The sequence below is a fragment of the Kribbella sp. NPDC056861 genome (assembly GCF_040687575.1).
Taxonomy (GTDB): domain Bacteria; phylum Actinomycetota; class Actinomycetes; order Propionibacteriales; family Kribbellaceae; genus Kribbella.
Genome location: NZ_JBFBNQ010000002.1, coordinates 1,310,623 through 1,324,195, shown reverse-complemented (window position 1 = coordinate 1,324,195; position 13,573 = coordinate 1,310,623). Strand labels below are relative to the sequence as shown.

The window sequence follows — 13,573 nt, the reverse complement described above, 5'->3', positions numbered from 1 at the left end:
AACCAGCGCAGATCAGAAGTCGCCGCCGCCGAAGTCTCCGCCGCCGAAGTCCCAGCCGCCGCTGTCGCCGCCACCGCTGAAGTCGCCGTCGCCGCTGAAGTCGCCGGAGCCGCCGTCTCCGCCGCCGAAGTCACCGCCGCCGTCGCCGCCTTCGAAGCCGCCGCCGGCCATGTCGCCGTAGCCGCCGCCGGCGAACATGCCGCCGAGCATGGTGCCGATGAACATGCCGGTCATCACACCGCCGAGGGCGCCGAACATGCCCTGGGCGTAGGGGGAGTAGGCCGGGCCGGCCTCCCAGTACGGGACGCGCTGCGGGCCGACCATCACCTTGCGGATGTCCGGGTCGGCACCGGCGCGGACGCGCTCGGCGTCCGCGGCGCAGGCCGGGACCTCACGCGGGGCACCACCGGGGGGCGACCAGGTGACGTCGGCGACCGACGGGCCGTGCTGCGGGTTGAAGAAGCAGGACGGGCGGCGCTGCGGCAGCGGCTCGCCGTTGACCCGGGCGCGGACGCAGGCCATCGCGTACCGGCCGTCCTCGAGGATCTCGATCACGTGCCGGATCTGCTCGGCCTCGGTGACCTGGCCGACCGCGGACTTGGCCGACTCGTAGGAGTCCAGCGCGCGCTGGTAGTCCTGCCGGGCGCCGTCGCCGAGGTCCTTGCCGACCATGTCGAGGTCGAGATCCTGCAGCTCTTCGCCGAACTTGGTGATGTCCTCGTCGGCGGTCCGCTTCACCGACTCCAGCTCGCCCGCGGTGATCTCGTGCTTCTTCTTGGTCTCGAGTTGCGTCCGCCGATACGAGCGGTACGCCAGGACGGCGATCGCGATGACCGCGATCAGCAGGATGAACTTCATGTCGGGCCTTCCTCGACGAGTGTTGCGTCGAGCCTACCGGGCGGTCGAAAGCGACCGAAATCTCCTGAGAATCTCCTGAAAAAGCTGAAAAACAGAGCGTTGGCGGTGCGGCGGCGTCAACGCGTTCGCGGCGGCTCGTAGCGGCGCCGCATGGCTTCCGAGGCAGCAGGTCCCGCGGTGAACACATACTCCGGTCCGTCGACCCGCCGGCCGCTGGCCCGATCCACCACCACCGGCTCGACCTCGTCGCCGCTCTCGGCCTCGACCAGGATCATCGTCCGCTCACCGGCCGGCAGCCGCTCGTTGCCCCACGCCGCCAGCGTGACGATCACCGGCCGCAGCGACCGCCCGAGCTCGGTCAGCACGTACTCGTACCGCGCCGGTTTCTCCTGGTACTGCGTACGTTCCAGCAGCCCGTCCTCGACCAGCGTCCGCAACCGCGTGGTCAGCATGCTGGACGAGATCTTCAGGTTCCGCTGGAACTCGTCGAACCGGGTGTAGCCGTCGAAGGCGTCGTGCAGGATCAGCAACGTCCACCACTCGCCGACATGCCGCAGCGTGGTCGACAACGGGCAGGACAGATCCTCGGGCCGGAACCGGTTCGCCATCGCAAACCCCCTGGTCGCTTCGATTTCAGCAGCCAGCCTACCGACGCCACGCAGGGTGACGAAAATGCGCGGATGTCGGTCACGCGGTGCGCATAATCGATTACTGCTGTCCCGTCTAGCAGAAGGCTGTCCGATGAGCAAGACCTTCTCACCCCGACTGGCGCTGACCGCGGTGACAGGCCTGGCCCTGTTCGCGCCGCTCGCGCCCGCCTCTGCCGAAGTACCGGTCGTCCAGACCGTCCCGGTGGCCGATCCGACCTACGAAGAGCTGCCGCTCACCCAGGGTTCGCAGTACTCGACTGCCGAGGCCCAGCAGACCAAGCCGTTCGGCATGGTCGGTGTTACCTGGCCCTACCGCAAGGACTCTGCCCAGGTGCAGGTCAAGGTCCGGGTCCAGCGCGATGGCCAGTGGTCGGCCTGGGAGGCGTTGCCGGTCGAGGACGACCACGGTCCGGCGACCGGGACCACCGAAGGCGTCGAGCGCTCCGGCACCGAGCCGTTCTGGGTCGGCAACGCCAATGGCATCCAGACCTCCCTCACAACGCTCGACGGCACGAAGATCACCGATGCCAAGGTCGCGCTGATCAATCCTGGCATCAGGGCCGCCGACGCCGAGCCGCCGACCGTCGAGGATCCGGTGGAGGCCGAGGCCGCCAGAGCGCCGTACCCGATGCCGCCGATGGTGAGCCGGCGCGCGTGGGGCGCCGACGAACGGCTCCGCGCGCACAACGGCAAGGCCTGCGTGAAGCCGAAGTACACCGGCACCGTCCAGGCCGCCTTCGTGCACCACACCGCTGATCGCAACAACTACACCCGCACCCAGGTGCCGGCGATGGTCCGCAGCATGTACGCGTACCACGTGAAGAGCCGTGGCTGGTGCGATCTGGGCTACAACTTCCTCGTCGACCGGTTCGGCCGCGCCTTCGAGGGCCGGTACGGCGGTGCGCAACTGCCGGTGCTCGGCGCGCACACCGGGTCGTACAACGCCAGTTCGTTCGGCGTCTCGCTGATCGGCAACTTCGACCAGGTCGCGCCGCCCGCCCCGATGCTGGAGACGACGGCCCGGATCATCGCCTGGAAGCTGGACGCCAACTACCGCTCGCCGCTGGCCACGATCGTGCTGGCCGGCAGCAAGCTGCACACCGTCTCCGGCCACAAGGACACCAAGGCGACCGCCTGCCCGGGCAAGAACCTGTACTCCAAACTTCCTTGGCTGAAGCAACGAACCAACATCTTGATGGGCAAGAGCGTCTCCACCGAGATCTACCGGTTCGCCAAGACCCTCGGCGGATTCCGGGTGACCGGGCAACCGTTCTGGGGTGAGCACCGGACCAAGACCGGCCGGGCCACCTACTTCAGCGCGCGGGACATCTACTGGTCGAAGGCCAGCGGCGCGCACTCGGTGACGGGCCTGTTCCGCACCCGCTACCGCCAGTTCGGCCCCGACGGGCTGCTCGGCCTGCCGACCAGCGAGTACCGCGTCGGCCGGGTCACCGGCAGCAAGGTGCAGTCGTTCCAGAACGGCGGCCTGTACTGGTCGAAGCGCACCGCGATGCGGCCGGTCGCCGGGATGATCCACCGCAAGTACGCCGCGCTCGGCGCCGAGCGGTCGAAGGTCGGCCTGCCGATCACCGACATGTACAAGGTCAAGGGCGGGCTGCGGCAGAAGTTCCAGCGCGGCACCCTGACCTTCAGCAACCGCGCGCAGAAGGTCTACGTCTCGTGAACCGCCTGATCGTTGCCATCGCCCTCGGCTCGACATTGCTGAGCGCAACTGCCCAGGCGGCCCCACCACCTGAGACCGAGGCGACCCAGACCATCACCGGTCGCGGCTTCGGCCACGGCCGCGGTATGTCGCAGTACGGCGCGCAGGGGGCGGCGATCGCGGGCCGGTCGGCGAAGTCGATCCTGGACTTCTACTACCCCGGAACGACGGTGGGCAAGGCGAACGGGGCGATCCGGGTCCGGATCAGCGCCGACACCACCGACGGCGTCCGGGTTGCCGCGGCCAACAAACTGCGGTTGCGTGACCTGCGGACCGGCAAGCTCTACACGTTGCCGACGGCATCGACTCGCAACCAGTGGTCGATCGACCCGTACGGCGAACACGGCGCCAAGGTCAGCTCGTACAACGCCAAGGCGACGACCTGGACGGTCTGGAAGACGCTGACCGGGATGGGCCAGTTCGAGGGCCCGACGGTGATCTCCCTGGTACTGCCCAGTGGCGCGGTCCGGCGCTATCGCGGCGTACTGCGGTCCGCCGACCTGTCCGGCGCCCACTTCGACACCATCAACGTCCTCTCGTTGGAGCTGTATCTGCGCGGCGTGGTTCCGCGCGAAGCCGTGACGAGCTGGCGGCCGGCCGCGCTGCAGGTGCAATCAGTTGCCGCACGCACCTATTCGGTCTTCCACCGCAACCGCGCCACCCGGCGGGCCTACGACCTGTGCGACACCACGTCCTGCCAGGTCTACGGCGGTTACAACGACGAGAAGAACTCGACCAACAACGCGATCGCGGCCACGGCCGGGCAGATCCGGCTCTACAAGGGCAAGCCGATCATGGCCGAGTTCTCGTCGTCGAACGGCGGCGCCACGGCGACCGGCGATACGGCGTACCAGGTGATGAAGCTGGACGGCTGGGATGCGTATCCGGGCAACAGGAACCCGAATGCCACCTGGTCGGTCACCCGGACCAGCGCGCAGTTGCAGGCCGCTTTCGGGGTGGGCGCCTTGCGAAGCCTTCGGGTGCTCCGCAGGACCGGTGTCGGTCCGTCGGGCGGGCGGGTGACCTCGGTCCAGGCGGTCGGCTCGAAGGGCAAGGTGGTGCTGACCGGCGATCAGGTCCGGCTGCGGCTGCACCTGCGCTCGGCCTGGTTCGGGTTCGCGGGGGTCCAGCCGACCTCACTTAATATGTCAACTACGGAAGAACCCGGATGACGCTGAGCCATTGACGGCGAATCCCCTGGCCAGCTAGAACGTGACATCGATGTCAATCGCCGCCGCCCCAGGAGGAGCAGGTCGATGCGCAGAAAATTTGGTATACCAACTCAACGGATTGCCGGTGGCTTGCTCGCGGTCGGGATGCTGGCCGCGCTGCACACCCCAGCCGCCGACGCGAAGGGTGACACCGTGACCGGGAGCCCACACTCGCCGGCGGCGAAGGCCCAGGCGTCGTACCAGGCACTCAACAAGTACTTCGACACCGGCAACCAAGGGCTGCTGCTGGAGGAGTACCCGAACGAGCAGCAGAACCCCTACTCCTATATCTGGCCGTACTCGCAGGCCGCGGTCGCTGCCGAGAACCTGGCCGGCATCCCCGGCTCAGGGCGCAAGGCCGACAAGGAGGCCGACCGCCGGCTGGCGGCGTACCAGCCGTACTGGAACGCGACCACCACGCCGAAGGGCTACGACTCCTACCTGCGGCCGCCGCTCGGGCAGGGCGGTGACAAGTTCTACGACGACAACGAGTGGATCGGGCTGCACCTGATCCAGCAGTACCAGCGGACTGGTGACCGCTCGTCGCTGGCCCGGGCGAAGGAGATCTTCACGCTCGTGATCCACGGCTGGGACACCGACCCGTCGCACCCGTGCGCGGGCGGCACGTTCTGGACCCAGGCGCCCTGGAGCCAGGACCGCAACACCATCTCCAACGGTCCGGGCGCCGAGCTCGGCGCGCATCTCTACCTGCTGACCCGGGACAAGTCGTACCTGACCTGGTCGAAGAAGATGTACGACTGGGCGCAGAAGTGCATGCTGGCCCCGAACGGCCTGTACTGGGACCACATCGACCTGGCCGGCACGGTCGAGAAGACCCAGTGGAGCTACAACCAGGGCGTGATGCTCGGCGCCGGAGCCTTGTTGTACAAGGCAACGCACGAGAAGAAGTACCTGACCGACGCCAAGGCGCTGGCGAAGGCGTCGCTGGCCTTCTACGGCGCCGAGGACCGGCTGTGGAAGCAGCCGACCAGGTTCAACGCGATCTACTTCAAGAACCTGCTGATCCTCGACTCGATCTCCCCTGACCGCAAGTACAAGGCGGTCGCCGAGGCGTACTCGGACCGGGCATGGAAAGAGACCCGTGATCCTGCCACGGGCCTCTTCCACTTCGCCGAAGGACCGGTCCAGTTGCTGGAGCAGTCCGGCATGGTGCAGATCGACGCCTTGCTGGCCTGGCCGCGCAGCAAGTACGACGAACTGGCCTAACTTGCCGCGGTGACGGTCTTGATCTCGACCGGTGTGGCGGGCTTGCCGTCGGTAGGCCCGCCCTGCGGGACCACACCAGCGTTGGCGACCTTGTCGATCGCTTCCAGGCTGGCCTTGTCGACCGTCCCGAAGGCCGTGTACGACGGCGGCAGTCCGGCGTTGCCGTAGACGACGAAGAACTGGCTGCCGTTGGTGTTCGGGCCCGAGTTGGCCATCGCGAGCACGCCGCGGCCGTACTTCAGCTCGGGGTACACCTCGTCCTTGAAGCTGTAGCCGGGGCCGCCGCTGCCGGTGCCCGACGGGTCGCCACACTGCAGCACCTGCAGGCCGTCGCCGACGGTGAGCCGGTGGCAGCTGGTGCCGTCGAAGTACTTCTGCCCGACCAGGCTCAGGAAACTCTTCACCGTGCAGGGCGCGAGCGCGCTGTCCAGGGTGAAGTGCAGCTCGCCGACCGAGGTGTTCAGGGTGACCGGCGAGGTGCCGCTGGCCTTCACCTTGCCGTTGGCCGGCGCGTCGACCTTCTTGCTGGCCGGCTCGGCGGACTTGGCGTAGCTGCAGTCCACTTCCGCCGCGAGCGGCTTGGCCCGCTTCGGTGCCGGTGCGATCGCGGTCGGGATCGAGACCGGCTTGTTCTCCGCGCCCGCCGCCGGTGCCGACGGATCCGGGCTGCCACCCACCGCGGTGTCGTTCCCGGTGTTCTTGGCGATCAGCACCACCACGCCGCCGATCACCGCGACCACCGCGATGATCGACGCGATCGTCACCGCCACCATCCGGCGCTGCTTGGCGCGTTCAGCCTGCCGCTCCGCCTGACGCTGCGCCTTGCGTTGAGCCAGCTGATGCTCGTGGGTCTTCCTGGACATGCAGAGTTCTCCTCACCTCGCGGCAATCCTGCAGGGAAGCTACCGGTAAATGCTGAGAAAGACCTGTGTTTCAGTCTTTGATTTCGCAAATAGCCGCACCAGCAGCCACGGTGGCGCCTACTTCGGCCGACAGCCCAGTTACCGTGCCGGCCTTGTGGGCGTTCAGCGGCTGCTCCATCTTCATCGCCTCCAGGACCACGATCAGGTCGCCCTCGGCGACCGTCGCGCCTTCCTCGACGGCGAGCTTGACGATGGTGCCCTGCATCGGCGAGGTGAGCGAGTCGCCCGAGGCGGCTGCCTTACCGCTGCTCCCCGCGCGCCGCGAAGGCTTCTTCTTCGCAGTACCGGTGGAGGCGACGCCCGAGGAGCCCAGGCCGGCCGGGAGAACGACCTCGAGACGCTTGCCGCCGACCTCGACGGTGACCTTCTCGCGCTCGCCCTGCTCGGCCACGTCGGTGCCGCCGTCGTACGGCGGGATCTGGTTGTCGAACTCGGTCTCGATCCAGCGGGTGTGCACCTGGAAGCCGTCGTCGCCGACGAAGGCCGGGTCGCTCACCACGGCCGCGTGGAACGGCACCGCGCTCGGCATGCCCTCGACCACGAACTCCTTCAGCGCGCGGCGGGACCGCTCCAGCGCCTGGGTCCGGTCGCGGCCGCTGACGATCAGCTTGGCCACCAGCGAGTCGAACGACCCCGGCACGGTCTCACCCTCGTCGTACCCGCCGTCGAGCCGGATGCCCGGACCGGACGGCACGTGCCACTTGGTCAGCGTGCCAGGCGCGGGCAGGAAGCCGCGGCCCGGGTCCTCGGCGTTGATCCGGAACTCGATCGAGTGGCCGGAGACCTCCGGGTCGTCGTAGCCGAGCTCTTCACCGTCGGCGATCCGGAACATCTCCCGGACCAGATCGATGCCGGTCACCTCTTCGCTGACCGGGTGCTCGACCTGCAGCCGGGTGTTCACCTCGAGGAAGGAGATCAGGCCGTCCTGGCCGATCAGGAACTCACAGGTGCCGGCGCCGACGTACCCGGCCTCGCGCAGGATCGCCTTCGACGACGTGTAGAGCGTCTCGAGCTGCTCGGCCGAGATGAACGGCGCGGGCGCCTCCTCGACCAGCTTCTGGTAGCGGCGCTGCAGCGAGCAGTCCCGGGTGGAGATCACCACGACGTTGCCGTGGGCATCGGCCAGGCACTGGGTCTCGACGTGCCGTGGCTTGTCCAGGTAGCGCTCGACGAAGCACTCGCCGCGACCGAAGGCGCTGACCGCCTCGCGGGTCGCCGACTCGAACAGCTCCGGGATCTCCTCCAGCGTGCGGGCGACCTTCATCCCGCGACCGCCACCGCCGTACGCCGCCTTGATCGCGATCGGCAGCCCGTACTCCGTGGCGAAGGCCACCACCTCGTCCGCGTCGGCGACCGGGTTCGGCGTGCCGGGGACCTGCGGGGCGCCGACCTTCTCGGCGATGTGCCGGGCCTTCACCTTGTCGCCGAGCGAGTCGATCGCCGACGGCGGCGGGCCGATCCAGATCAGGCCGGCGTCGATCACGGCCTGCGCGAACTCGGCGTTCTCGGCCAGGAAGCCGTACCCCGGGTGCACCGCGTCCGCGCCGGAGCGGGCCGCGACGTCGAGGATCTTGGCGATGTTCAGGTAGGAGTCGGCCGGCGTCGCGCCGTCCAGCGAGTAGGCCTCGTCGGCCAGCCGGACGAACAGGGCGTCGCGGTCGGGCTCGGCGTACACGGCGACGCTGCCCAGTCCCGCGTCCGCGGCGGCGCGGACGACCCGGACGGCGATCTCGCCCCGGTTGGCGACCAGAACCTTGGTGATGCGCTTGCTGTCAGACACAGCTGAACTCCCTTCGGCCCGGCCGAGTCTAGGGTCAACCGGACCTCAGGGGTGACAGGTTCTATGTCACATCGCCGTCGGCGCCCGCTCGAAGAAGGACTCCAGCACGACGACTGTCTGAGTGCTGGTCACTCCGTCCACCTGGTGGAGAGCGCGCAGGGTCGCCTGGAGCGCTTCGGTGCTGCTGGTGCGTACCTTCACCAGCACCGAGGCAGGGCCGGCGATGATGTGCGCCTCCTCGACGGTGGCGATGCCTTCCAGCGCCTGCCGGGTCGGCGCGTCGCCCATCCAGGACGCCGAGTCGAGCAGGACATAGGCCAGTACTCCGTTGCCGAGCGCGCTGGGATCGACCTCGATCGTGGTCCGCCGGATCACCCCGGCTGCTTTGAGCTTGCGGACCCGCTCGTGGGCGGCCGCCGCGGACAGGCCGACCGCCTCACCGAGGACGGCGTACGACTGGGTCGCATCCTCCTGCAGCATGGCGAGCAGTTCGCGATCTGTCTGGTCTATGGTCATGATCACCGGATCTCATCTGGTCTCAAAAGACTCTCAAAAGATATCATTCGGCACATGACGATCACGCTGACTGACACTCCGGCTCGATCGCGGGCCGACCTGGTGACGCTGGACGAACGCTTCGCGGTGGTCGCTCGCGGCGACGAGTACGTGGAGCGCCTGTACGACGGCGGCCGCTGGCTGGAAGGCCCCGTCTATGTCCCGGCCTGGCGCAGTCTGGTCTTCAGCGACATCCCCAACGACCGGCTGCTCCGCTGGGACGAACTGTCCGGCGCGGTGTCGATCTTCCGCCAGCCGGCCGGCTACACGAACGGGAACACCCTCGACGCCCAAGGCCGGCTGATCAGTTGCGAGCAGGGCAACCGCCGGGTGACCAGGACCGAGGCGGACGGCTCTCTGACCGTTCTCGCCTCGCATCTGAACGGGCTGCGGCTGAACAGCCCCAACGATGTGGTGGTCCGCCGGGACGGTTCGATCTGGTTCACCGATCCGCCGTACGGGATCACGTCGAACTACGAGGGCCACGCGGCCGAGCAGGAGATCGCCGGTTGCAACGTCTACCGGCTCTCGCCGGACGGCTCGGACCTGACCGTCGTGGCCGACGATTTCACCCGGCCGAACGGGCTGGCCTTCTCGCTGGACGAGTCTCAGCTGTACGTCGTGGACACGCCCGCCAAGCACATCCGGCGGTTCGAGGTGAAGGGTGATCGGCTGGTCGGCGGCGAGGTCTTCGCGCCTTGTCAGGCTGGCATGTTCGACGGCCTCCGGCTCGACGCCGCTGGTCGAGTGTGGGCCGCGACCCATGAAGGTGTGCACTGCTTCGACCCCGACGGCACCTTGATCGGCAAGCTGCTGTTCCCCGATGTCGTCTCGAACCTCTGCTTCGGCGGCCCGAAACGAAACCGGTTGTTCGTCACCGCCACCACCTCGGTCTACTCCTGGCTGCTCACGACGGACGGCGCCCCGCCGCCGTACGATCGCGGGTGACAACGTCAGTCACATCTCTGAGGAGCCTCCGATGCCCCTGCTCGAGCCGTTGGCCGGAACCGTTCCCGCGGAATGGGTGAAGCTGGACGACCGCTTCGCCGGGATCCGGGGTGACTCGCGGCTGGAGCGGCTGTGGACCGGCGGCCGGTGGCTGGAGGGCCCGGCGTACTCCGCGGCCGGGCGGTACCTGGTCTGGAGCGACATCCCGAGCGACCGGATCCTGCGCTGGGACGAGACGTCGTACCAGGTGTCGGTGTTCCGGGAACCGGCCGGCAACACGAACGGGCACACGCTCGACGAGCAGGGCCGGCTGATCAGCTGCGAACACGGCAATCGGCGCGTGACCAGGACTGAGCACGACGGCTCGGTCCGGGTGCTTGCCGACAGCTACAACGGCGGCCGGCTGAACAGCCCGAACGACGTGGTGGTCGGCGCGGACGGCGCGGTCTGGTTCACCGACCCGGCGTACGGGATCGACAGTGACTACGAGGGGCACCAGGGCTCGATCGAGGTCGGCGGCTGCTTCGTCTACCGGCTGAGCGCCGACGGCGACCTGAGCGTCGTCGCCGACGACTTCAACCGGCCGAACGGCCTGGCCTTCTCCAACGACGGCAGCCTGCTCTACGTGACCGACACGGAAGAAGCCACCATCCGCGTCTTCACGGTCGACGGCGACAAGCTGTCCGGCGGCGAGCTGTTCGCCGAGTGCGGCAATGGCGCCTTCGACGGCATCCGCCTCGACAGCGAAGGCAGAGTCTGGGGCGCGGCCGCCGACGGCGTACACGTCTACCACCCGGACGGCACCCTGCTCGGCAAACTCCTGGTCCCCGAGACCGTCTCCAACCTCTGCTTCGGCGGCCCCAAACGCAACCGCCTCTTCCTCACCGCCACCACGTCGATCTACTCGCTCTTCACCACAGTCAAAGGCGGCCGGCAGTCGTACGACCTGAACGTCTGACTCACCAGTAGGCCGTGCCCGGCTCGCCCTTGAAGGGGCCGACCACCCGGGACGTGATCCAGCCGCCGTAGAAGTTGCCGGGTTGGGGCTGGACCTGTTCGCCGTCGATGGTGCAGGTGTCCATCGCGCCGGGGTAGAAGGCGATGTGGTCCAGCAGTACGCCGTACGCCGGCACCGGCTCGGGGTAGAACCAGGCCTTCGCCTCGGCGACCCGGTCGCCGGCCGCGATGGTGAGGTAGGACGCGACGCCCTTCCATTCGCAGTACGACGTACCGGGTGCTTCGCGCAGTACGCCGGGTGCGAACGCGGCGCGGGGGAGGTAGTAGGTCGGCGGGTGGCTGGTCTCCAGCACCCGGTACGACGCGGTGGTGTCGACCACGGGCCGGCCGCCGAGCGTGGCGATGATGTGCTCGGTGGACGGCTCGACGGCCGGTGGTCTCGGGTAGTCCCAGACGGATTCCTGTCCGGGGCCGGGGAGTTCGCGCTTCAGAAGTTCTTCCTCAGTTGGTCGATGACGGTGAAGACCGCCAGGAAGCCGAAGGCCAGGAAGGCGAACAGCATCACGGCGGTGCGCAGCCGGCTGATCCGGATGGCGCGGGGCAGGGCGCGGGAGTTCATCCACCACAGCAGGCCGGAGTAGACGAACATCATGGTGCCGGCGGTGCAGGCCGAGATGGTCAGCAGCACCAGCGGCTGGGACAGTCCGGCCAGCAGCACGATGATGCCGAAGGCAACCAGTCCCCAGACCAGCCAGAAGTACAGCTTGGACTCGGTGATCGTCGAGGTGCGCAGGTAGCGGGCCTTGATCATGTCGGAGGCCAGCCGGGAGGTGTAGTCGACGATGCCGGCCGCCGCGGCGAACAGCGAGAACGCGCCGATCGCCCAGAACAGGTAGCCGAACCAGCCGCCCACCAGGGACTGCAGGTTGACGCCCTCGATCTTGAGGAAGCCGATGTTGTTCTTCACCGTGTCGTCGCCGAACAGGGTGGCGTGCGCGAGCATCGAGGTGAACAGGATGGTCAGCACGGTGATCAGGACGAAGGTCAGCGCCTGCTCCAGGTTGGCGAACTTCCACCAGCGCCGCCAGCGGGCCAGGTTCGCGGCGTCGGGCGGGAAGGTGAAGCCGTTGGCCTGCGGATCGGCCTCCTTCTCACCCGTCACCGGCGAGGTCAGCCGCGGCACGTGCACGCCCATCCCGAAGCCCTTGTCCCGGATCCAGTTGCTCTGGCACAGGTTCTGCCCGCCACCGGCGCCGGCGTACGCGATCGCGCCCATCATCAGCGCGAAGCCGAGGGTGCTCACCGGGAACTCCGGGTGGGTGACGGCGTCGCCGAGCGCGCTGTAGGTCTTGCCGCGGATGGCGAAGATCAGCGCCAGTACGACGAGCAGCGCGACGGCGGCGATCTTGACGAAGATCAGCCGCTCCAGCATCACGTAGACGACCGGCGCCAGGGTCAGGATCAGGCCGATCACCACCAGGATGCCGATCGCGATCCAGCGCGGGTCGCCGGCGCCGAACAGGTAGGTCAGCATCGACGCGGAGCTGGTCGCCCAGCCCGGCCAGAGGTTCGCGAAGTACGTCATGATCGCGAAGAACAGGCCCCAGTGTTTGCCGTACCGGTTGAAGCCGGTCAACGCCGTCTCACCAGTGGCCAGCGTGTACCGCTCGATCTCCATGTTCAGGAACCACTGGATCGCGACCCCGACCACCGCGCCCCAGAGGAACACCAGGCCGACCTGGGACGAGATGTACGGCCAGAGGATGAACTCACCGGAGGCGAGCCCGACCCCGGCCCCGACCATGCCCGGCCCGACGATCCGCCAGGTCTGGGTCGGTGGCTCGGGCAGATCGCGAACCTGTGGCGCGGGCAGGTTCTTGGTCGGCAGGTTGAACCTGTCGTGGTCTGTGGACGTGGTGTCTGCCATCTGGCTCCTCACCTTCCTCAACCCCCACTGGGGACCATAACCATTACCCGCGCCACAGGCGAGACGACACCACTACCTTTCGAGCGGCGGCAGGTCGAAGTTGTCGTCGGACGAGCGCAACAGCGCGTACGAGGCGCCCGCGAAACCGATCGCGGCGACGACCAGCCCGAGGCCCGCGGCCAGGTGGCCGGGCATGAACGGATGGGTGAAGCCACCGAAGGCGAGGGCGATCCCCATCCAGGCCGGTGCGACCTTGCTGCGCCACAACGCGATTCCGAGCAGCAGCAGGCCGATGGTGACCGCCGAGATGAAGAGCAGACCGCCGACCTGGATGGTCGCCTGCTCCTCGAAGGCGTCCGAGAGCCGCTCCATCGTGCCCGCGTCGAACCCCTGGCGAGCGGTCAGGTACTCCAGCGTGACGACCCCGTCCAGCAGGAAGAACCCGGCGCTCATCCCACCGACCGACAGCAGCCCGCCGATCGTGGCCAGCCGCGGCGCCGTACGCCGGGACACCCACGCCGCCGCGAACATTGCCGGGATCAACAGGAAGAACGGCACCTGCAGCCACTGCATCGCCTCGAAACGGCCGGAATCGGCCGTGATCGCGGCCACCGAGGTCGCGAACGGTGCGTCGCCGTCGACCGGGCTGACCAGGTAGTAGATACCCATGAACAGCATCGGAACCGGCGCGACCACGGCGAGCAGCACCCGCCAGAACCGCCGGACATCGCGAGGTGTGCGGACAGTCTTCTGCTGACCGGCCGCGAGCTTCGCTTCTGACATGACTTACTCCTCAGGCTTGGAACGAACGGTG

13 protein-coding genes are annotated in these 13,573 nt (G+C 68.1%); 5 read left to right on the top strand and 8 right to left on the bottom strand.

The window, feature by feature from the left end; genetic code table 11:
- Positions 1–12: 12 nt before the first annotated feature.
- Complete coding sequence (locus AB0P21_RS13235; RefSeq protein ID WP_363696301.1) at positions 13–858, bottom strand: hypothetical protein; 846 nt, start codon at positions 856–858, stop codon at positions 13–15.
- A 116-nt stretch (positions 859–974) separates the two neighbouring features.
- Positions 975–1,466 carry a helix-turn-helix domain-containing protein gene (locus tag AB0P21_RS13230; protein ID WP_363696300.1) on the bottom strand — a complete coding sequence of 164 codons (492 nt, stop codon included), beginning with the start codon at positions 1,464–1,466 and terminating at the stop codon, positions 975–977.
- A gap of 133 nt (positions 1,467–1,599) precedes the next feature.
- Here AB0P21_RS13230 and AB0P21_RS13225 point away from each other — a divergent pair, with 133 nt between their 5' ends.
- From AB0P21_RS13225 to AB0P21_RS13215, 3 genes are all read left to right on the top strand, one after another.
- Positions 1,600–3,192 (top strand): N-acetylmuramoyl-L-alanine amidase, encoded by a 1,593-nt coding sequence (locus AB0P21_RS13225; protein WP_363696298.1) that lies wholly within the window; start codon positions 1,600–1,602, stop codon positions 3,190–3,192.
- On the top strand, positions 3,189–4,403 hold the full coding sequence (locus tag AB0P21_RS13220; protein ID WP_363696296.1) for a SpoIID/LytB domain-containing protein: 1,215 nt from the start codon (positions 3,189–3,191) through the stop codon (positions 4,401–4,403). Before AB0P21_RS13225 ends, AB0P21_RS13220 begins: the two co-directional genes overlap by 4 nt.
- An 84-nt stretch (positions 4,404–4,487) precedes the next feature.
- Positions 4,488–5,669 carry a glycoside hydrolase family 76 protein gene (locus AB0P21_RS13215; RefSeq protein WP_363696294.1) on the top strand — a complete coding sequence of 394 codons (1,182 nt, stop codon included), beginning with the start codon at positions 4,488–4,490 and terminating at the stop codon, positions 5,667–5,669.
- Here AB0P21_RS13215 and AB0P21_RS13210 read toward each other — a convergent pair.
- The 3 genes from AB0P21_RS13210 to AB0P21_RS13200 all read right to left on the bottom strand — a co-directional run bounded on the left by AB0P21_RS13210 (position 5,666) and on the right by AB0P21_RS13200 (position 8,888).
- Positions 5,666–6,532 (bottom strand): peptidylprolyl isomerase, encoded by an 867-nt coding sequence (locus AB0P21_RS13210; RefSeq protein ID WP_363696292.1) that lies wholly within the window; start codon positions 6,530–6,532, stop codon positions 5,666–5,668. The two genes, AB0P21_RS13215 and AB0P21_RS13210, sit on opposite strands and share 4 nt — an antisense overlap.
- 70 nt (positions 6,533–6,602) lie before the next feature.
- Positions 6,603–8,372: a biotin carboxylase N-terminal domain-containing protein gene (locus tag AB0P21_RS13205; protein WP_363696290.1), complete on the bottom strand. Its 1,770-nt coding sequence runs from the start codon at positions 8,370–8,372 to the stop codon at positions 6,603–6,605.
- A 66-nt stretch (positions 8,373–8,438) separates the two neighbouring features.
- Positions 8,439–8,888, bottom strand: a complete 450-nt coding sequence (locus AB0P21_RS13200) for an Lrp/AsnC family transcriptional regulator (RefSeq protein ID WP_363696288.1) — start codon at positions 8,886–8,888, stop codon at positions 8,439–8,441.
- 54 nt (positions 8,889–8,942) lie between these two features.
- Here AB0P21_RS13200 and AB0P21_RS13195 point away from each other — a divergent pair, with 54 nt between their 5' ends.
- Complete coding sequence (locus tag AB0P21_RS13195; protein ID WP_363696286.1) at positions 8,943–9,875, top strand: SMP-30/gluconolactonase/LRE family protein; 933 nt, start codon at positions 8,943–8,945, stop codon at positions 9,873–9,875.
- Positions 9,876–9,906: 31 nt separating this feature from the next.
- Entirely contained in the window at positions 9,907–10,833 is a 927-nt protein-coding gene (locus tag AB0P21_RS13190; protein ID WP_363696284.1) for an SMP-30/gluconolactonase/LRE family protein, read from the top strand.
- 1 nt (position 10,834) lies between these two features.
- Here the strand turns inward: AB0P21_RS13190 and AB0P21_RS13185 are convergent, their stop codons facing one another.
- From AB0P21_RS13185 to AB0P21_RS13175, 3 genes are all read right to left on the bottom strand, one after another.
- On the bottom strand, positions 10,835–11,236 hold the full coding sequence (locus tag AB0P21_RS13185; protein ID WP_363696494.1) for a DUF427 domain-containing protein: 402 nt from the start codon (positions 11,234–11,236) through the stop codon (positions 10,835–10,837).
- Between the two features lie 83 nt (positions 11,237–11,319).
- Entirely contained in the window at positions 11,320–12,759 is a 1,440-nt protein-coding gene (locus tag AB0P21_RS13180) for an Nramp family divalent metal transporter (protein ID WP_363696282.1), read from the bottom strand.
- A 72-nt stretch (positions 12,760–12,831) separates the two neighbouring features.
- Positions 12,832–13,542: a hypothetical protein gene (locus AB0P21_RS13175; protein WP_363696280.1), complete on the bottom strand. Its 711-nt coding sequence runs from the start codon at positions 13,540–13,542 to the stop codon at positions 12,832–12,834.
- Positions 13,543–13,573: the final 31 nt, after the last annotated feature.